Source organism: Thalassotalea fusca (assembly GCF_053485835.1).
The window spans coordinates 379,423-399,811 of the sequence record NZ_JBQRUN010000003.1 but is presented as its reverse complement, the minus strand read 5'-3'; the positions used below and the strand labels follow the sequence as shown (position 1 = coordinate 399,811).

The window sequence follows — 20,389 nt, the reverse complement described above, 5'->3', positions numbered from 1 at the left end:
CTTTACGGGCTGGTATCATCCAATGCCTTTGCTCACCTCGCTGATGCCAGCGATTGAGCAAGCCGAGAGAATAATACCCTTTATCAAACATGGTTAGTGAATGGTCAGGTGTATCATCTATGAGTTGCTCTGCAAGTTTCATTTCGTTGGTGCGATAGCCAGAAAAAGCGCTGTTAATCAGTTGATGGCTAGTTATTTCCATGTGGCAAACCATACGGATTTGAGGATAAGTATACTCTCGTCTACCATTACTTTGAGTTTCGAATACTTGGTGATTTTCTTCCGTATCTGCTGTCCGCCATACCACACCATCAACGGCTAAAAGATTCAGCCCAGCCCATGTCTCGAATTGATTGTTTTTATATCCATGTTGGGCCATCAATCGAAATACATTCTTAACCGCTTCAGAGCCAAGCCTTTGCCGTGCTTGAACCAAAGCGCTTGGTGCAATGAGGGGCTTCTTATCAGGCAACATGATATCCATTTGAGTGGCAATATCCCACATCGACTTTTGCCGATAAAAACTCATTCCTATGATTGACCATAAAACAGTTTCGAGTGGTAAGCGGCGCTTTCTTATTGTTGCGACGCCAGCTTGCTTGAACCCCTGTTGAATTAAATCTGGAGATAGCAACTCGGCATATTTTTCAAAAGTACTGAAGGTATTACATGAGTTAAAGGCAGTGGCTAGTTCACTTTCAAAGCGCATAAAACAATCCGATATCAGACAATGATATCGGATTGTTGCATATCCATAGGATCGTTCAATTGATCCCACAAATTAAAACCTTAACTGATCGGCATTACTTAGAGGCAAGGCATTGATTGTAGGTAATGGTTATTCCCTTATCAAAATCAATAACGCCGCATATAAGCCTTTTAAACTCGCCCTTGGGAGCTTGTCAGGAAAGTGATAACTTCACAAATTTCTTTGATGGACGACTGCATGGATGCAGGAGGTAGAGTGACTCAGGAGACAAAACCGAGAATGACTACAACAGCATCAATTTGCTTTGTTCTAACTTCCCTGACATAGCTCTGAACTGGTCAAATATTTATTTCACTTGGTATTAGATAGTTCACGCCTAACTTGTTATTCTTAATCCGAAAAATGTTTTTGCTCATCCGTGATTAGGAATAATAATGAAAATAAAAAAACTCGTCGTCGCGCTTGCGGCCAGTTTGAGTCTGGCAAGTTGCGTAGTAGTCGTAGATAAAGGTCAAACATCTCCCAAACAATCACCGTCTGCTCAATCAACTCAACAAGGGCAGGTAACGGCACAAGAAAGCAATAAAGTCTTTACCCAAGATTACGTCTTGGAAGAATTCGACAACGGACTGAGGGTGATGGTGGTTAAAACTGACTACCCTGATCTTGTCTCCATGCAAATTCCGGTTTCTGCGGGATCTCGTGATGAAATTGAGAAGGGCAAAACTGGGTTTGCTCACTTTTTTGAGCACATGATGTTTAAAGGCTCGAAGAAATTTCCCGACAGTCAGTATACAGATATTTTTAAGAGCGGTGGTGTTGATTACGGCGGATACACGACCGACGATTACACGAATTATCACGCTGATTTTTCAAAACAGCATTTAGAAACCGTGATAGAAATTATTGGCGATCATTTTCAAAACTTACACTATACCGAAGCGCAATTTAGAACAGAGGCGTTAACGGTAAAAGGTGAGTACCTCAAAAATAACGCGAGTCCAATTCGCAAGATACTCTCTGCAGCACGTAAAGAAGCATTCGACACCCACACGTACGAACATACTACGATGGGATTTTTCGAAGATATTGAAGCTATGCCAGATCAAATGGCTTATGGTAAAGCGTTCTTTGAACAGTTTTATAAGCCTGAATATGTATCGATAGTGATTGCGGGTGACGTTGATCCACAAGCAACCATTGCAATGATAAAAAAATACTGGGGTGATTGGAAAAAAGGTGACTTCAAATCAGTTGTACCGCAAGAACCTGTACAAACGGCTCCTCGTTACGTACACGAGAAATACGAAGGATTACCTGGGCATTGGCTCTTAGTGTCTTATAAAGGTTCACCGTGGATCCCAAATCAAAAAGACCGCGCAGGCTTAGACTTGCTGTCTGAATTGTATTTTTCAAACAACTCAGAATTATATCAAGAGCTAATTGTTGATAAGCAAATTGCAAGTCAAATGTTCACTTACAACCCTAATACTAAAGACATTGGCTTACGTCATGTTTTTGTTAAGGTACAAAAAGAAGAAGATTTAGCCACAGTACGCGATGCCATTAACCGCACGTACGCCAAAGCTAGAACGGAACTGGTAAACGATGAAAAATTGGCTAACTTAAAGTCCAACTTAAAGTATAGCTTTGTTAACAGCTTAGATTCATCTGAAGCGATTGCAGGAACATTGGCAAGTTACATGCACTTTAAGCGCGACCCAGAAGTGATCAACGCTTTGTATAACAGCTTTGACAAGATCACTGCGCAAGACATCAAAGACTTGGCAAACAAGTACTACATTGATAATAACCGCACAACGGTGACGTTGTCTGCGCTCGATAAGATAGAAGGATTTGAGCAGGAAATTTCGCTTGATCAAATAGTCGCTAAAGTGTCAGCCACGCCGGCTAAACCAACATTCAAATTATTCGACCGTACTAACAGTTCGCCATTAATTGATATTAACCTACTCTTTTTTACCGGTGTTGCAGCTGAGCCAGAAGGTAAGAAGGGCGTAGCGGCGTTAACGGCAAGTATGCTAACAAGAGGTGGTTCAAGCTCGAAATCCTTTAAAGAAATTCAACAAAAGCTTTACCCGTTAGCAGGCTCATTCAGTGCACAAATTGATAAGGAAATGATGTCGTTCACGGGACGTGTTCACAAAGACAATGTTGCCCAATGGTACGCGCTAATTAGCGATCAAATGTTAAACCCAGGCTGGCGAGAAGACGATTTCAACCGATTGAAGAAAGATCTGATTGACGGTATTAAATCTGGCTTGAAAGCGTCTAACGATGAAGAACTTGGCAAAGAAGTGCTTTATAGCAAGCTCTATCAGGGGCATGTATATGAAAGCTTCAACGGTGGTGACATATCTGACATTGAAGCGTTAACCCTTGATGACGTTAAAGCGTTTTACAACAGCCAGTTGACGCAAATGAAGTTGCGTTTAGGCATCACCGGCGATGTACCTAAAGCGGTAAAAGCGCAAATCATGCGTGACTTTGCATCGTTACCTGTTGGGCAAGAGGACAGACTCTCAATCGCCAAAGCACCTGAACTGAAAGGGCATCATGCGACTATTGTCGAGAAAAGTGCAAAATCAACAGCTGTATCATTTGGCTTCCCAATCGACATTAACCGCAGTGACAAAGACTGGGCGGCATTATGGTTGGCGCGTTCATATTTGGGCGAGCACAGAAGCTCAAATAGCTTCTTGTTCAAACGTATTCGTGAAGAACGTGGTATGAACTACGGAAACTATGCTTACATTGAATATTTCCCTCGTGGCATGTTCAGAACGAAGCCGAATGCAAACTTAGGTCGTTCAAGTCAGATTTTCCAAATCTGGATACGCCCACTGCGTTCAAATAACGATGCACACTTTGCAACGCGTGTTGCATTGTTCGAGCTAGATAAATTGATCAATGACGGTTTGAGCGAAGTTGACTTTGAAGCAACTAAAAACTACTTATTGAATTTCGCTCCACAGCTTGTTTCTTCTCAAGATATGCAGCTTGGCTATGCGCTTGATAGTGAGTTTTATGGTATTGATGATTTTGTGTCACATGTTCGTACGCAAATACAGTCATTAACACGCGAAGACGTTAACCGTGTAATTAAAAAGTACCTGCAAACTGACGATATGCACTATGTGTTTATTACTGGTGACGCCAAAGACATGAAAAAGCGCATCGAAACCGAGCAAAGCTCACCGCTGCAATACAATAGTGAAAAACCTGCTGAGTTAGTGGCGGAAGATAAAATCATTCAAGATTACAAGTTGGCAATTCCAGCAAGTAACATTGAAGTGATTGCCGTTGACGAGGTTTATAAGTAACAAACGTCTGCGCGTTATGAAATTTCCCCCGAGTATGTTGGATATATACTTGGGGGATTTCTTGATTTGCTGACAAGATTGAAACTTGTCTTGTCATCTTCAATTTGGCTTTTCCCTCTTACATTACATACCTCAGTTCAATTCAATATAATCCATAATCGTTTAATTTATTCCGCTTGTTGAAATAATCGCTGCTTGTGTTCTTGTGATGTGGGACAACTCATCGATAGTGCATGATCAATGTCCGCTTGCGTTAAAATTCTGCGATGGTGTGAAGATACATAATGCTCTACGGTTAGGTCTAATTCGTTGATGCGCGCATTTAGCTTTTTCAGTCGCTGGTAGGCGTCTAAGTTTGGCCAGCTGTTTATGGGATCGAGTGCAGATTCATAGCTGCTACCAAAAATATCTTCGGTGAATAGAATTTTATGCTCGGGCAGGTATATCGCCAGATTATGGCTTGCATGGCTGGTGGGAACATCAAACAGCATAATTTTTCCGTCTGCCAAATAGCGCGGTGTTTCGATTGGTTCAAATCGATCATCCTTGATTCTCTGCGATAGAAATTTTTGTACTGCAGTAATTTCACTCGGATGGAGCACTAAATTTGCTCCATGTTCAACAATTTCATTGAGTCCTGCCATATGATCAGTATGATGGTGTGTGACTATGTGTTTAGCGACAGGCTTGTTATTTTGGGTTGTCTCTCGTAACAATTGCAGTGTTTCTTGCCAGTTCAAAGCTGCACCGTGTTCATGCCAAGCACCTGCAGTTATATAGTGATCGCCTTCGTCAATGAAAAGCGAGTAACCCCAACCTTGTCCTAAGAAATAAACACCTCTTGCAAGCTCATTGATGAATGGTTGTGCTACATCTAGCATTTGCGGTGTTTGTGTTAGCACATATCCTGACGGAATGTTGAATTGGGCGTTATGTAGGTTATTGACGCTGAGATTCCTAGCTGTTGTGTGATAGATAGGTTGTGAGTTAGCACTAACTAAAAGTTGTTTGGCCCACATTATTCCGTTTGCTTGCTGGTGATCGAGAAAGTCATAAGTGCGAGTTAGCTGGCCTCGCTTTTGCAACATGCGGCTTAATTGGCCGTTCGTTTGGTTGACGTAGACCGTATATTCATTCGGTGTACCCGCATTCACGGTGAGTACATCGTGTGCGTGACCCTGAATGTAAGCAGTGTCTTGTCGTTGGCTATTTTCTCTGTCGTTGGCAAGTTGCTTGATAATCATTGGATCAAGCATTTGACTAAAGCCTAAGTCGGCATTGGCGAAGTTAATATTATCCGCTTGAATATAGGTTTGTTGACAATGATCGAGCTTAAAGCCTTTCCCTTTCTTAAATAGGCGATGAGTAGTGGTTAGATTTTCACTCCCGTGATTGCCAACTACACGAGTGGACGCGCGTCTGAAAGCTTTGCGTTTATTTACGAGATCAATATTCACCTCGATTTGATATTGATTGAGATGCAAACTCATTGGCCCCTGGAGTGTATGGCCACTTTGCATGTCGAAAAAGTGATTTATTTCATCCTGGTAGGTCAGGTTTTTTAATTGCATCAACTTGTCGCCGCCATAGGCGTTAATTGCCTTGTTGATGATGCGGTCTTCTTTTTCACCAGCATATAGCGAAGGGCTAAATTGTAAAGAAACCAAGAGTAGCGCACTTAGTTTCAATATTACTGAGAATGGTTGATTTTGTCCTTTCATTAATGCCATTGATTTACCTCAAACTATGATGTGTCAGTGTTTTTTCTCATTAACTGGTTTACTTGCCTTGATGGCAACAATGGCAGGCTGATGAAACACTGATGAATTGCTGATGGCCCTAAAATCAGTGCGATTAAACGTATTTTTATCGAAGGCGCTCGACATCAACTGGCAAAATTCTTCATAATCTCAATAGTTAATTACCGAGTAGTAAGGCAGCGTAGCAAAAATGACAATATTTTATATTGCGGATTATCAAGTTGATTTGTCTCGCTCAGTCGTAATTAAAAACGATGCTGAAGTTCAGGTAGAGCCTAAAGTGCTCAAAGTATTGCTGCTACTTGCACAGCGGCAAAATGAAGTCATTACGCATGAAGAAATTATGTCGCACGTTTGGCAAGGCGCAGAAGTTGTGCCTAACGCATTACAACGTTGTATCGCAATATTGCGAAAAGTGTTGGGGGATAGTGCCAAATCGCCAACGATCATTGCGACGCATCCACGTATTGGCTATCGCCTACTTGCCGAAGTGACTTGGCAAGCACCGTTTGAACCCACGAACGAAAGCACAAATACAGCGACAAATACCACAACCAATGAGGCAAGCGTTAGGGTATTAAAGGACAGTAATATTCGTCAATCACGCCAACCTATTCAATCACGCAGTCCTACAGTAGCCAAATCTTTGGTAGCCGTGCTGATTGTGTTGTTTTTGGTGGTAAGCAGCAGGTTCTGGTTAACAACATCACCAAAACAATATACGCAAATACGCCAGCTAACTCAGACGGATGCACATGAAAGCCATGCTATATTCAGTCCTGATGGTAAATACATCGTATTTAACCGTTATGCAGGTGCGTGTAAGAGCCATTTGTGGGCACGAGAAATGTCAAGTGGCAAAGAACGTCAGCTTACCGCACAAGCTGGCTATTTTGGCGCTCCCAGCTTTACCAAAGATGGTCGAGAGTTAGTATTTGCAGCAAAAGCACAGTGTGGCCAAATAAGTGAAAAGCATACACCAGAGTTTATCGAGTCAAAGTGTTGGAGCATAGCGACGCTGGATGTAGCTCTGGCTATGTCATCACCTCAATTACCAAGTTTTCGTTACCAATGTCAGGCGGAAAAGCTTGTAAACCCTGTTGCGTTGGCTAATCACCGATATGCATTCTTGCAATTAGAGGCAGGACGGTATCAGTTAATGCACTTTGATGATTTGCAGGACGCTTTGCAGGTTTTGAATGACCCAGTTGAAGAATACCTGTATCACTTTGACTATGACGCGACACATATGCGTTTTGTACTCATAAGTCGAGACAGCGACAACAATCACCTATTAACGTTATTGGACGAACAAGGTCAGGTGCAGCGTCGTAGCGCCATTGCACTCGCGAAGGGAGTGAGCAAAAACAGCTTTTTGTATGCTAATTTTGAACCTCAAGGGAACCATTTGCTTGTGGTGGTTGATAATCAGCTATTTCAACTCAGTCTAAACGGGCAGCTACAAGCGATTAGCACGCCAGAAACTAACTTAATATCCGTGGCTAAACATCCGCATACCGAACATTTACTGGCTGTTCGTGGCTACAAAGATATAGATATTGCTCAGCTTAAGTTAGGGGAGGAGGCTTCTGTATTAAAAACACAAAAGTCAGAAACATCTACATCTGAACCCGAAACGCCTGAGACTTTAGACCTAAACAGCACTCAGCTACCTTTTAACAGCTTTGCTCGAACCACAGCACAAGAGAGAAATGCTAAGTTCCAGCCTAACGGTGATTATATTGCGTTCATCTCTGATAGCGGAGGGCGTGATCAACTTTGGTTGTGGCATGGATCACAAAAGCAAGCTAGCCCATTAAGTGCAGAGCTTTCATATGGTCGCATTGATAATTTTAGCTGGTCGCCCGATGGTAAACATATCGCATTAATTGCCGGTGACAAATTGACTATGATTGACTTGCAGGGCAACCAGCGGCAGTTGGTAACGGAAAAAACCTTGTATTCGGTACTCGACTGGTATCAGGATAATCAATTATTAGTACTAGCGAATGATCCTGTTCGCGGTGGTTTGTACCAATTAAGTCTTAACGGCAATAAGCTAACACCGTTTGGCATCAATGATGTTGAATCCGCTTGGGTGCTGCAAGATAAACTTTTCTATAGCAACCAAAATGGCGAGGTATCTGTGCGTGAACTAACAACTAGTACAAATAATTTAGCGAGTGAGTCACTACCAATTCCACAACTAAATGGCAAGGCGATGATCATAAATGACGGATTCATATACAGTGTTGACAACAAAACGTTTGTGCTCAACCAGTACAATAGTGATGGGGAGTTCATAAAGCCTGTTAAGCGGTTAAAACCAACCGCATGGAAAGTAACAGGGATAAAAAATAACAAACTGTTGCTTAGTCAGTTTATTGCGATTGATCATGACATTGTGGTGTTGGAGTAAAATATAGGCTATTGCAATTCAGCTCACAATAGCCGCTATTAGACTAGGTGAATAGTGGTAACACGCGTTTCTCAATTAATTCCAGTGTGGTATCTTTAGTACCCCTCGATCGAGCTGTTACCGCAATGACCAAGTCTAATTCGTCAAATACGATGACGTATTGGCCGCCACCGCCCCAAGCTAATTTGCAGCGGTAAGATTTATTATCTACTTTCATGTCGGTTTGCCAGATATAGTAACCATAATCAAAACTGGAAAAGTCGTATTCTTTGCTATAAGGGATTGCTATTTTGCTTGCAGCTTTGTCCATAAAACCTGTGGGAATTAATTGTTCCTTATTCCACAAGCCTTTATCGCTCATTAGTCTACCAAGTTTGAGCATGTCTCTGCTGGTTAGCATGGCACTATAATTTCCTTCCAGCATGCCGAAGTTGACTTCCCAGTCATAAGTTTGGATGCCTATTTTGTTGAGCAACTCACGCTTGATGAAGCTTTCAGCGCCTCCTGGTACGACAGAATCAAGCACTAACATGGTGATGCGAGGATCGGATCTTTGGTATCTGTAAACTTGCGATGATTCGGTAATCGTTGAGCTCTTTGAAAAATAAGTCTGAACAAGCTCTTGTGCCGTAAGATTTTCAGTTTTTTTATCGAGTGCATCAAGAAACTTCTCGTTTATGCGAATACCTGAACGCATGCTCATGGTGTGATCTAATGTAATTTTATCAACGCCTTTGGCGAATTTTTTGGCGTCTAAGCCTTTCAAAAAATTAATTACGGGCTTATGTAAATCTGCCATTGTTAAGTAACCTAGCTGAATTGCTCTGCCCACTGCTAGCGTTACATAGGTCTTAGTTGCAGACGCTTGACTGTGAGGCAGATTAACGCGTCCTTTTAAGTAATACGATTCGAACAGTAACTGGTCATTTTTGCTTATGAGAATACTGTCATAGCGCGTATGTTTGTTGTTTTCGATTTCTTTGCCGAGTTCTGTGAGTATTTTTTCGGCCAAAGGATGAGATGACAGTTTTCCAACTTTTATTCCGTCATCTCTTCGTTCTGGCGTGGTATTAATAAATGCCGAGGTTAATTCAGGCGTAGTTTTTTGAAGCTCATAATAGTTTATGTTGTTACTAATGCTAATTTCTGGCGCCTGCACTGGGCTATTATTAGACTGCGCAATTGAGGCAACAAACCATAGTGCCGACGTAAACATACTAAGTATTTTTGTCTGTTTCATTATTTACTCTCCTGAATAATGCCAATCCGTTTAAATTCCGAATAGTTGAACACTTAGCTCAATGTAGTAGAGGATGAAACCAAATGAATGACGTTTTGCTGATTTCTGTATGACGTTTACAATGCAATAAAAAAGTGCACTCCTATCAGATGGTTAATCAAAAGTGCTTGGTTAGCATCAAATTTTCTTGTTAAGGTAGCCTGCAATGAAAGGGGATAGTGAATACAGAGTTTGGATCAAAAATGGCTAAGCAATATTGGTTGGGTGACTTTTATGTTGATCTCACCAGAAATCAAATTACACAGAATAAACAACCACAAAAATTGCCACCTAAAGCGCTCGCTGTTCTTACTTTTCTGGCTCAAAATGCCAAAAAGGTCGTTAGTCATGATGAACTGCTGGAACATGTATGGCCAGACACTATTGTTACGCCAAATACCTTGCAGCGTAGCATTGCGCAACTTCGTAAAGCACTTGATGATGGTGCTACCAAAGAAAGTATTATAAAAACCCACGCCAAACAAGGCTACAGCCTAGAATGTGATGTTTCGTGGCATACAGTTGAAGATAGCGATGAAAAATCTAGCAACAGTAGTGAAGGAGCTAATGTAGAAGAGCTAATTGTAGACATTGCTGAGCAAACCGAATATCAGCAAACTCATTCAGCTACCAAAGACCCAAACCATACAACGAACTATGTTAAGCCATTGATTTTAGTATCGGTGATAATGGTGGCTGTGTTATCTGTTGTGCTTTTCAATCTACAAGAATCTGCGACACCGTTTGTTATTAAATCGATAAAACCGGTCACCGCATCAGGTCAGAAAGAGTTCAATGGCAACTATTCGCCAGACGGCCAATATATTACCTTTCACCGATACAAAGATAAGCTATGTGTGAACAATATTTGGGCCAAAAACGTGGCAACAAAATCAGAAGCTCAATTGACGCGTACTTATGGTACGTATGACGGCCACAGCATTTCGCCAAACGGTGAAACTATGGTGTTTATTGAAGAACAAGACTGTGCCAAGCCCGCGACTCAACAACAGTGCTTTAATCTGTTAGGTATTAATTTTAAAGAAGCACTGAAATCACCAGTCGAGCCTACATTGCTGATGGAATGCAAACACAGCAAAATCAGTAAACCCGTGTGGCTTGATAACGATAATATTGTATTGCTACAAAAAAATGGTACACGTAGCCAATTGATAAGTTACGCCATTAAAGATAACACTAGTTCGGTGATCAGAGAATTAACAAATGGTGAAATAACTTATTTTGATTTCTCTGCGAAACAGCAACTTATTGCGCTAGTTCGCACGAAAAATAACAATCAGTTGTATCTTGAAAAACTCACCCCAAGTGGTGAGGTACTTTCGAGTAATCACATTAGGCTAACGGATGACATACCAAAATACCGAAGAATCTACCCTAAGTTCTTACCCACAGAAGATCAACTTATCTTTAGTACGGGGCGGAAGCTTTACACACTAAATTTTCATGGGGATGTGGCAAAAATCAATTTACCACTGGCGCAGCGCATTAGCACGCCAAAATTTCACAGTAATGGTAAACAAATGCTGTCAATTCAGGGTCAATATGACAGTGAAATTGAGTCAGTGTTATTAACAACAATTACCGACAATCATGATTCGCCAACGCACCGGCAATCACAACTGCTCAGTGATGCCATGCGATCAATCACAGAGGAAGCTGACGCCCAATTTCAACCTCATGGTAATCTGATTGCATATGAGTCTGGCCGCTCTGGTGACGCCCAAATATGGCTGTTTGATGGCAATAACATCGAGCAGTTGACGCAATTTTCGCTAGATAATTTCATTGATGGCTTTGATTGGGCGAGCGATGGCCAAAGCCTGTTAGCAAATTCAGACTATCAATTGACACAGGTTTTTCTCGATAGAACAAAAAAGGCAGTTCCTGTAGATTTCCCTGTTGAGAATCTTTTTCATTGGCAAAGTGAGAGCAACATGGCGCTGGCAAACATACGAGTTAATGGTGTGACAAAATTTGCCGAAATTGATTTGGCTACAGGAGTTTCAAGCATCATTGATGACCAAGCTGCGAATTGGGCAACCAGACTACCCAATAAGCAAATAGTGTATACCGACACTATGTATCGATTTTGGCGAGAAGGCGTGGCGGAATTTCAAATGCTCGACGCACTTGAAGGCTACGGTAGTGACAAGCGGTTTGTTGTTAAACACGACACATTGTTTGGGATAAACAAAGATAATCAGCTTTGGGCATTTTCATTTACCGGCGAATCCGTGAATATTATGAGTACTTTGCCTGACAACATTGATTATTTGCATGATGTAAACGGTGAGCAAGCGCTCATCTCTACTGTACAAACATCAAGAAAGTTAGTGACTGAAATAGTGCTTGAATAGATGTATCAGTGTTAACTAGTTATTTTGCCAATCTGTGTGCGCTAGTTCTTCGCTAAAGTAGCGCATGCGATAGAGTTGCCAGGGAGAGTTATTGGTTTTGCACATCCCAAAACGAAAAGAAGGGGTAATGTTTGGCCAGTGGTACCTAAGATCACTAAACCAAACGCAAGTTGAATCTTCATTTTGTTGATACTTCCAGAAAACGGCATAGTCAGTAAATTCATGAAACGCACTAAACTTACTGTGTTGCCAAACTTCTGAGGCATCGGCTTGCCAAGTCTCATTAGTAGGTAGTTTGCTCTGATAGTGCCAGCGTAATTGTTCAGGTAATTGATAGCTTTGCCGACAATTACTCACATTCGCCAATTCACACGACTTAATCGCCAAGTGATCGTCAATTAACTTTACATAAGCCAAGTTGAAGCCGCTTTCGGTTGTTTGGAGTATTTGCCAGTAAAAAGGAGAAAATGGCTGCGGGAAAAGCTTTATGGATGGTGTTTCTTGATCTTCTTTAGCTAGAGAGTTGGCTTGTTGAGTCGCATATTGCTTGAACACCAGTGCCGCTATCAAGTAGCTACAAGGAATTAGCATGAAAATAAATTGATGAGGAGTTTTGTGCCAAGTGATTGTTAGGTAACAAGTTATACTGCATAGTAGGGTAAAGTACGGATCAATTACAAACAGTAGCTCCCAGCTTAGCTTGTATTGGCTCAATGGCGCAAAAATCTGTACACCAAAGCTGGTTAAACAATCTAAAAATAGGTGCGACAACATCGCCGCTAGGCAAATAAAGAAGATGACGGTTGAGAATTTTTTTAAATCCAATATCAGGATAAATAATCTGGAAACCAGCCAAGCCCATAAAGGTATTAGGATTATTGAATGAGTTTCGGCTCTATGCCAGCTAGTAATAAATTCAAATGGGTTGATGAAAAACAATAGATAATCAATGTCTGGGAGTACTGCGCATAGCGCGCCTATAACTACACGGTGTTGCGTGCTTAGTGCGTGTTCTGAATTAACATCATTCTGATGCTTTGGCAGTTGGGCAACTGTTGCACCTACTAGCAGGTGGGTGACAACGTCCAATGGCTTAGCTCGTTTTGTTTTTAGGCTTGCCGGGAGAAATGCTCAAGCGATGTAGATAATAACAGTGAGACAATCTATCTTGTGCTTTGCTTATCTTGTTTATTAAATTATTGAGCAGCTTTCGGGTTCGTTGATGATTAGTGCTGTTGTCGCGCAAGAAAAAAGCAAAACTGGTGAGGTAGGCACCCGTTATCGCAACTTCATCCGTGATACGAGCAACCCCTTTGCGCTTGCGGCCGCTGGCTTCTAAAAACCATTGCACTGTACGACTGATCCGAGTAATGCCATGCGCTTGCAGATGAAAGTGTCCGGGCTCCAATTTATACGCTAGCACTTCTCTCACTATCTTTTTGTAAGGAACAAGCGTGTAAAACCAACACATAATGCACTCGAGCAAGCGATCATCAACATATCGAGCATTGAATTCAGATTGTGAGGCCATTTTCAACATGGCTTCATCGGCTAGATCAAAGAAAACTTCGGCAATGTCATCTTTTGAGCGAAAATAAGTTTTAAGCTCGGCCATGGAGCACTGCAAAGAACTGGCTAATTCAGCAAGGCTAAACGCTTCCCAAGAACTCTGTTGGGCAAGTTCAACAGCTTTATCAAATATCTGTGCTTTGTCCATTGGCAAGTTTGCTCCAAACTAGCCTTTACGCTGCGCTTCAAATAGGTAAAAGCATTTATCAATCTTTGTATATCAGTGTAGGCAATAAGCCGTGCATATCCTAATTTCGCCTAGCGGTTAAGCATCGGTGTTCTTGCATATTTTCTTTATGCCTGTAACTACCGCAAAACATATCCCAAAGATTGTTAAATCCACTGCAAGTAAATGAATTTTTGTAATGTCATTTACTAAGGAGTAGTCCCAATCAACCACAAAAATAACAAGCACATACAATAGTGCAGAGAGTAAAAGTTTCATTTATCGGTTTTCTTCAACGTATTCCATTTACTATTAAATATTAATAAGTTAATTGTGGTTGCAGAGTACTTGGTTTTTTATTGAGAAATATTGTGAAAATGTTGTTTTGTTTAATCGCGGTGTGCATGTATCTTAATAGATCATAAATGAAGCTAGGCATGCGTAGCAGGCATAACGTGTTTGACTCATTTTTCAGTCTAAATTTGATAACCAATACGGACTGTTTAAATTTGTACTTCTTGTATCTCGGTGAACGGGTTTATTCGAAGTATTAAGATACCGTTGGATAAAATCAGAATGAACGAGGCTTAATATCCTTCGATTACTCGTCCCTCGCACTCAGGACAACCGTTTGAGATTTTTCGTACCCACAACTCAGGGTTTACGTAGTATGATTAGCGTTAGTGCTGAGCGCACTTTTCGTTAAGCTAGCTAGCGTTGGCTGAATTCTACTAGCTCTCTTCTTCCGCCCATGAATTTAGTAGCAAGCATTTGCTCACCTTTAATATCGCTAACGTAAATAATGTCTTCATCTAGTGGTGTAATGGTTTGTAGCTCATCATTTTTTATATTGTAACGCCAGAGATGCGCCTGTGGGTCGACACCGTAAAGCAGACCATCTTTTATTAATAAGTAATAGTCGAGAAACTTATTATCGAGTGTAGCTAGTGGCTGAGTGCCTTCACGGGAATGCAGCCAAAATTTGGCTTGATGATCTACATAGATAATTTGATTATCTTCGCTAAATGCAGACCACAATACATTTTTTATATTTAGATCGGTAATTTCGCCTGTATCGATGTCGATACTGTGCAATTCGTGTGCATCGGCTCGATTGTCTGTTACAAGCAGCTTATTCGGGTTTGTCCATGGCATTAACGCGCTAACCGCAATGGTTGATTCAATTATCTGATAACTCCCATCCAAGTTAACTAGTGCCAACTGGCTATTTACATTTACTGCTAAGGATTGGCCATCGGGAGACCAGTCGTAATGACTGCTTTTCATCCCATGTTCAAACTGGGTGAGTTGATAGGTTTTACTTCCGTCAGTCACCCATAATTGACTTTGTCCTGAGCGAAGAGAAATAAACGCGATTAAATCACCATTTGGTTGAAACTTGGCATTGAAATCGGCAGCAGTTGAGCGAGCGAAAATATCAACGTCAGCTTGCTCATTTTCGGTATTCAGATAACCAATATCAAAGTCTTTGGTCCCTAATGTCACTGCAACTCTGGTTTGATCAGGGTGATAGCTCGGCGCCCATAAACCAGTATGACTTGGTGGGTGAATAAGTGTCATATCACCGTCAAAATTAAGCCGATATATTTTACCTCCGACATTGGTAAGGAAGTGTTTACCGTCAGGCGAAAACTTAATTGGAAACTGAGCGTATACAGAATGATTTTCCAGAGGAGTGATTGTTGTTTCGCTTTGTATTTCACCCACTAGAGTTAAAGTTCTCAATACATGGCGGTTGTCATTTTCCAATGTCACAGTTGCTAGTAAATTTGATTGACGTGAATAGTCCAAAGAATATATTCGGCCAGTGTATTCTTGTGGCACTTTGGATAGAGAGTCGGCCACCGCATCATAAATCACTAATTCAGGCTGCGGCAGTTCGGCTTGCATTAGTTCCGGCTGATTGTTAACTGGTTGAGGGTATTGGAGTAAAGCAATGCGTCCGTCGTTTAGCCAAGTAGGGTGCGTTGTTTTAATGCCTTCACAATCGTAGCGCAGTTGATTTTGGGCATGGCCATTCCATGCTTGCGCGAAATCCAACGTTTGCAACTGCCAGCACTGTTGCGGGCCTTGTGGTTTGTCAGAACAATCTGATTGCAGTACGAATGCTAACTGTGAACCATCTGACGACCAGCTGAGTTGGCTGTAATGACCAGGCTCTGTGCTTAGGCGTTCTTCCTGATTATTGCTTAAATCTTTTGCCCACAAATAGCTCTCACATTTGCCAATATAGCTATTAAACACCAAATATCTTCCGTCAGGTGAATAAGATGCATTGAATTCTTGCTCGTCACTTGCTGTTAATGGTGTCACGTGGTCATAAAGGGGCGGTTGAGACGGCCATAACATTAGCGCTAGTAAAACGATAACAGCAATTGCTGAAAATACAGCTAAGCTTTTGTAGGCTTTGGGTTGTTCGCTGTTAGGTTTTAGAAATTGTTCGGTGTTGTTGTTTTCCCATCGAACATTGGCTTCAAGACTGTAGCCTTTTTTGGAATGCGTTTTGATAAATGCTTGTTTCTTGCTGTCGTCACCAAAGGCCTTACGTAATTGCGCAATGGCACGCTGCAAAGTATTTGGGCCAACTACACTGTTTTCCCATACGACGTTCATAAGTTCGTCGTGACTGACGACTTCACCAACACGAGAAGCTAAAACTTCTAACACTTTTAGTGCCTTCGGGGGAATAGGCGTAGCTTGTTGCTGGTGCTGAATCTGATTGCGATCAACATCAATAAAGTAATTGTTCACCCAAAATTGTTTGGTCATACAAAAGCGCATTTTCCTTAGACAAATCAGATAAATATTACCTTGGTTTTAAACACGAAATAAAGCTGAATTAAAGAAATCAGCTAAACGTAAGGTTTTTTTCATGTGCTTCAGGTCATGCGCTGGCATGTTAGGTCGGTATTGTGGCAATAAAAACTATTAAGGAAAATCATGAATTTGAATATCAAGGCTTTGCTCATACTTGCTTTGTTAACAAGTTATAGCGACAAAGCACTATCAGAAACTGCAGAGAACGAAACTAAACTAACAGGTCCTTATCTCGGACAAAAACTGCCAGGCCTTACGCCTGAAGTGTTTGCGCCTGGTATTGTATCAACAGATGGTTGGGAGTATGGCGTTGTGTTTGCGCCGAGTATGAAGGAAATGTATTTTCTTCGAGAAGTCATTATCGACGCTAAGCCTGAGCAACAGTTAGTGGTTTTCGAACAGCAAGACGAGAGGTGGCAAGAGCGAGTGGTTTCGCCGCGCATTGGTACGCCAACGCTTTCAACCGACAACAAACTCATGTTTTTTGGTCGTGGCTATAAAGAGCGCACAGCAACAGGTTGGTCAGAAATGAAAAGGCTGGGACCAGACTTTGAGGAGTTCCGTATTATGCGGGTGACTTCTTCATCTAAAGGCACAATAGCATTTGATGAAGTAGGTGATGGTGGAAACGGTTTAATGCGCTATTCAATCATGGAAAATGGCAAGCGCTTAACACCAAAACCATTTCCACAGCAAATAAACACGGGTACGTATAACGTTCATCCATTTATTGCACCCGACGAAAGCTATGTTATTTGGGATGGTCAGCGTCAAAATGATGTGCGAAATGCGGAGTTATTTATTAGCTTTAAACAGCCCGACGGAACTTGGGGAAAAGCCATTAAGTTCGGTGATGAAATTAATACGCCTGCCGCCGAGTTTGCAGCGCAAGTGTCGCCCGACGGCAAATACTTATTCTTCAACCGAAATGTGGATAAAGATAATGTTGATACGTTTTGGGTAGACGCTCAAATTATTGAACAACTGAAGCCAGCTCACTTAAAAAAACATAAGGCCAAACAAGCACCACAGGCGACGGTTGCCGAAGCAGCTGGATCATTTCGAGACATTCCTGTTCTTGAAAAGGGCTTTTTTAATACTGCACCTGTATCTTCTGATAAAAGCTTAGCGGCAGGTAAACTTTCTTTACCGAAAGAAAAAGCGACAGCGATAGTTCAACTCGCAAAAGAAATCGGTGAAGGAAAGCACGGCCGTTATGACAGTTTACTCATTTCTCATAATGACAAACTGGTATTTGAAAGCTATTTCAAAAGAGGTCGATACGATCTTGCTCATCCGCAGGCATCAGCAGTGAAAGCGTACACGAGTTTAATTCTAGGGCGCGCTATTCAACTGGGTTATTTATCGATGGCTGATTTAGACAAACCACTGATTAGTTTTCTTAAAGACATAGATACCAGCAAATTAGCTAAAGGAGCCGATAAGGTAACCCTTCACAAAGCACTTACCATGCATGGTGGTTTAAACGTTGATAATGAAAAATGGCAACAACTTGAAAAATCTCCCAAACAATTGCAAGGCCAGCGGTTAGTGCAAATATTGTTGGAGCATAGTGCGACGATTAATGATGAGGCTCAAGTTTACAACTATGGCAACTTTAATCCAATGCTGGTGATGACCGTTATTGATGCAGTCGTGCCCGGTAGCGCTCGTGACTTCATAAAAACCGAAGTGTTAGACAAGCTAAATATTTCAAACTACAGCTGGGAAAACCATGTAAGTGGATTGCCAGAGGCGGGTTGGATGGTCAGTTTAACTTCACGCGACATGCTCAAACTTGGCAATATTGTGGCTAACAAAGGCAAATGGCAAGGAGAGCAGTTTGTCTCTGCAGACTATTTAACAAAGGCGACCAGCGGCATAGTAAAGCCTACGGAAGACTGGATCCCTGAAGAATATCGATACGGCTATTTTTGGTACAACACGCCTGTAAAAATCAGTGGTAAAACGTATGACGTAGCATTTGCGTGGGGCGGCGGTGGCCAACGTGTGATCGTAGTTGAAGAACTCGAACTGGTAATCGCTATTACTGGCCATGATGGGGACGATAAAATCATGACGCAAATCTCAGAGATCGTTATTCCTGCATTTGTTGGGTGATTTTCTTAAGGCGCTGAGTTTTCTTCGAAATAGATTCGATCTCCCAGAGAAAAATATAAGCTTGTAAGTATAAGTGGATGATGACTGTTTGGCATTGTCCACCTTTTTGGAGAGTTACATAGGGACATTTTCATATGAAAAATGCTTTAGAATTGCGCGGCTAATCATCAGCATTTTTGTGTGCTCGCTCAATCCATTTCACTATCGCAAAGCATATCCCAAAAATAGTTAAATCCACCGCGAGTAAATGAATTTTAGTATAGTCATTTACTATGGAATAATCCCAATCTATCAGAATAATAACAAGAGCATACAATAGCGCTGAGAGGAATATTTTCATATTTCTTAATAATTCTCCATTGAAAATTTTCATTGTTGCTATCGCCAATGAATGGCAACAGACGTTTCGAACTTTTCTGTTGTATAAAAGACAAATCACCATTGACTGAATGTAGAGTGTGCTCAATAGCTTAGTGAGCTGGTATTAACTAAACATCTTTATTATTAATTATTAATAGGTTAACCGTCTTATCAGAATTGTTGTTTTTTATCGTGAAATATTGCGAAAATGTTGTTTTAGTTGCTAGCTGTGTCTAACACGCCTGCCCACAAGCCACACCTGAACTCCATGCAAACTGGAAGTTATAGCCGCCGAGCCAGCCGGTAACGTCGATCACTTCGCCGATAAAGTACAGGCCGTTGACTTTTTTAGTTTCGAAGGTTTTTGACGATAGTTCGTCGGTGTTTACACCGCCAAGGGTGACTTCGGCGGTGCGATAGCCTTCTGTGCCGTTAGGCTTGATTGTCCATGCGTGGATATAGTCACTTAATTGTTGTATTTCTGCATTGCTTAGTTGGTTAATTGGTTTGTCTATGATTTCTTGCTGGCTCACCATAGCTTCAACAAAGCGTTTCGGCAGTAGGGTAGTTAGCATGTTTTTGAATGATTTTTGCTGGTGCTCTTCACGCCACGCTTTAATTTGAGTATCCATCGGGTTGTCAGGAAGTAAATTAATACTTACCGCTTGGCCTGCTTGCCAGAAAGAGGAGATTTGCAAAATGGCAGGGCCTGAAAGGCCACGGTGGGTAAACAAAATGTTTTCGCGAAATTGCGTGCCACACTCGCTGGTAACTTCAGTGGCAATACTAATGCCTGATAACCCGTCGAAGCGTTCTTTGTCATGATCGTGCAAGGTAAACGGTACGAGTGCTGCTGTGGTAGGTAATACATCTAAGCCGAATTGTTTAGCAATCTTATAGCCAATGGGCGTTGCGCCTAGCTTTGGCATGGTCAATCCGCCAGATGCGACCACGAGCGATTGCGTTAAATAGGTTTCGCCTGAGGTAAACACCTTAAAGCCTTCTTCGAGCTTTTCAACAGATAACACCTCACTGCGTAGCTGCACTTGTACGCCCGCCCAGTCACATTCGGTCATCAAAATATCAACAATATCTTGTGCGCCATTATCACAAAATAATTGGCCTAAAGTTTTGTGGTGAAAGGGCATGCCATGGCGTTCAACTAGCTCGACAAAGTCGTGTTGGGTATAGCGACTCAATGCCGATTTGGCAAAATGTGGGTTTTGGCTTAAATAATTGTTAGGTGAAGCCCCTTCATTAGTGAAATTACATCGGCCACCACCACTGATCAAAATTTTACGTCCGGGTTTTTTCCCCATATCAACCACGATCACCGACTTGCCGCGATAGCCTGCGGTTGCGGCACACATTAATCCAGCGGCACCAGCTCCGATAATAAGTACATCTGTTTTGATCAAGGGGAATTACTCTTTGCGATAGAACTGG

The 20,389-nt window shown here is 41.7% G+C and carries 11 protein-coding genes; 4 read left to right on the top strand and 7 right to left on the bottom strand.

Features of this window, described 5'->3' with window-relative positions:
* On the bottom strand, positions 1–709 hold a 709-nt coding region (locus ACSLUK_RS06070; protein ID WP_448547639.1), incomplete at its 3' end, for an IS4 family transposase.
* Positions 710–1,143: 434 nt separating this feature from the next.
* Here ACSLUK_RS06070 and ACSLUK_RS06065 point away from each other — a divergent pair.
* A complete protein-coding gene (locus ACSLUK_RS06065) occupies positions 1,144–4,053 on the top strand; it encodes a M16 family metallopeptidase (protein ID WP_448547638.1) in 2,910 nt (969 codons plus the stop codon).
* 167 nt (positions 4,054–4,220) lie between these two features.
* On the opposite strand, the gene ACSLUK_RS06060 is transcribed toward ACSLUK_RS06065, so the two are convergent.
* Positions 4,221–5,783: an MBL fold metallo-hydrolase gene (locus ACSLUK_RS06060; protein WP_448547637.1), complete on the bottom strand. Its 1,563-nt coding sequence runs from the start codon at positions 5,781–5,783 to the stop codon at positions 4,221–4,223.
* A gap of 220 nt (positions 5,784–6,003) precedes the next feature.
* Here ACSLUK_RS06060 and ACSLUK_RS06055 point away from each other — a divergent pair, with 220 nt between their 5' ends.
* Positions 6,004–8,232 (top strand): winged helix-turn-helix domain-containing protein, encoded by a 2,229-nt coding sequence (locus ACSLUK_RS06055; RefSeq protein ID WP_448547636.1) that lies wholly within the window; start codon positions 6,004–6,006, stop codon positions 8,230–8,232.
* A gap of 43 nt (positions 8,233–8,275) precedes the next feature.
* Here ACSLUK_RS06055 and ACSLUK_RS06050 read toward each other — a convergent pair whose 3' ends face one another.
* The gene (locus ACSLUK_RS06050; protein ID WP_448547635.1) at positions 8,276–9,472 is read right to left on the bottom strand and encodes a serine hydrolase domain-containing protein; all 1,197 of its coding nucleotides are present in this window, start codon (positions 9,470–9,472) and stop codon (positions 8,276–8,278) included.
* A gap of 242 nt (positions 9,473–9,714) precedes the next feature.
* Between ACSLUK_RS06050 and ACSLUK_RS06045 the strand changes: the two genes are divergently transcribed.
* On the top strand, positions 9,715–11,889 hold the full coding sequence (locus ACSLUK_RS06045; RefSeq protein ID WP_448547634.1) for a winged helix-turn-helix domain-containing protein: 2,175 nt from the start codon (positions 9,715–9,717) through the stop codon (positions 11,887–11,889).
* A 15-nt stretch (positions 11,890–11,904) separates the two neighbouring features.
* Here the strand turns inward: ACSLUK_RS06045 and ACSLUK_RS06040 are convergent, their stop codons facing one another.
* The 3 genes from ACSLUK_RS06040 to ACSLUK_RS06030 all read right to left on the bottom strand — a co-directional run bounded on the left by ACSLUK_RS06040 (position 11,905) and on the right by ACSLUK_RS06030 (position 16,414).
* The gene (locus tag ACSLUK_RS06040) at positions 11,905–12,978 is read right to left on the bottom strand and encodes a metal-dependent hydrolase (protein WP_448547633.1); all 1,074 of its coding nucleotides are present in this window, start codon (positions 12,976–12,978) and stop codon (positions 11,905–11,907) included.
* Positions 12,979–12,982: 4 nt separating this feature from the next.
* Positions 12,983–13,606, bottom strand: a complete 624-nt coding sequence (locus ACSLUK_RS06035; RefSeq protein WP_448547632.1) for a TetR/AcrR family transcriptional regulator — start codon at positions 13,604–13,606, stop codon at positions 12,983–12,985.
* 729 nt (positions 13,607–14,335) lie between these two features.
* Entirely contained in the window at positions 14,336–16,414 is a 2,079-nt protein-coding gene (locus ACSLUK_RS06030) for a winged helix-turn-helix domain-containing protein (RefSeq protein WP_448547631.1), read from the bottom strand.
* Positions 16,415–16,585: 171 nt separating this feature from the next.
* Here ACSLUK_RS06030 and ACSLUK_RS06025 point away from each other — a divergent pair, with 171 nt between their 5' ends.
* Positions 16,586–18,583, top strand: a complete 1,998-nt coding sequence (locus tag ACSLUK_RS06025; RefSeq protein WP_448547630.1) for a serine hydrolase — start codon at positions 16,586–16,588, stop codon at positions 18,581–18,583.
* A gap of 593 nt (positions 18,584–19,176) precedes the next feature.
* Here ACSLUK_RS06025 and ACSLUK_RS06020 read toward each other — a convergent pair.
* Positions 19,177–20,361, bottom strand: a complete 1,185-nt coding sequence (locus ACSLUK_RS06020) for a BaiN/RdsA family NAD(P)/FAD-dependent oxidoreductase (RefSeq protein WP_448547629.1) — start codon at positions 20,359–20,361, stop codon at positions 19,177–19,179.
* Positions 20,362–20,389: the final 28 nt, after the last annotated feature.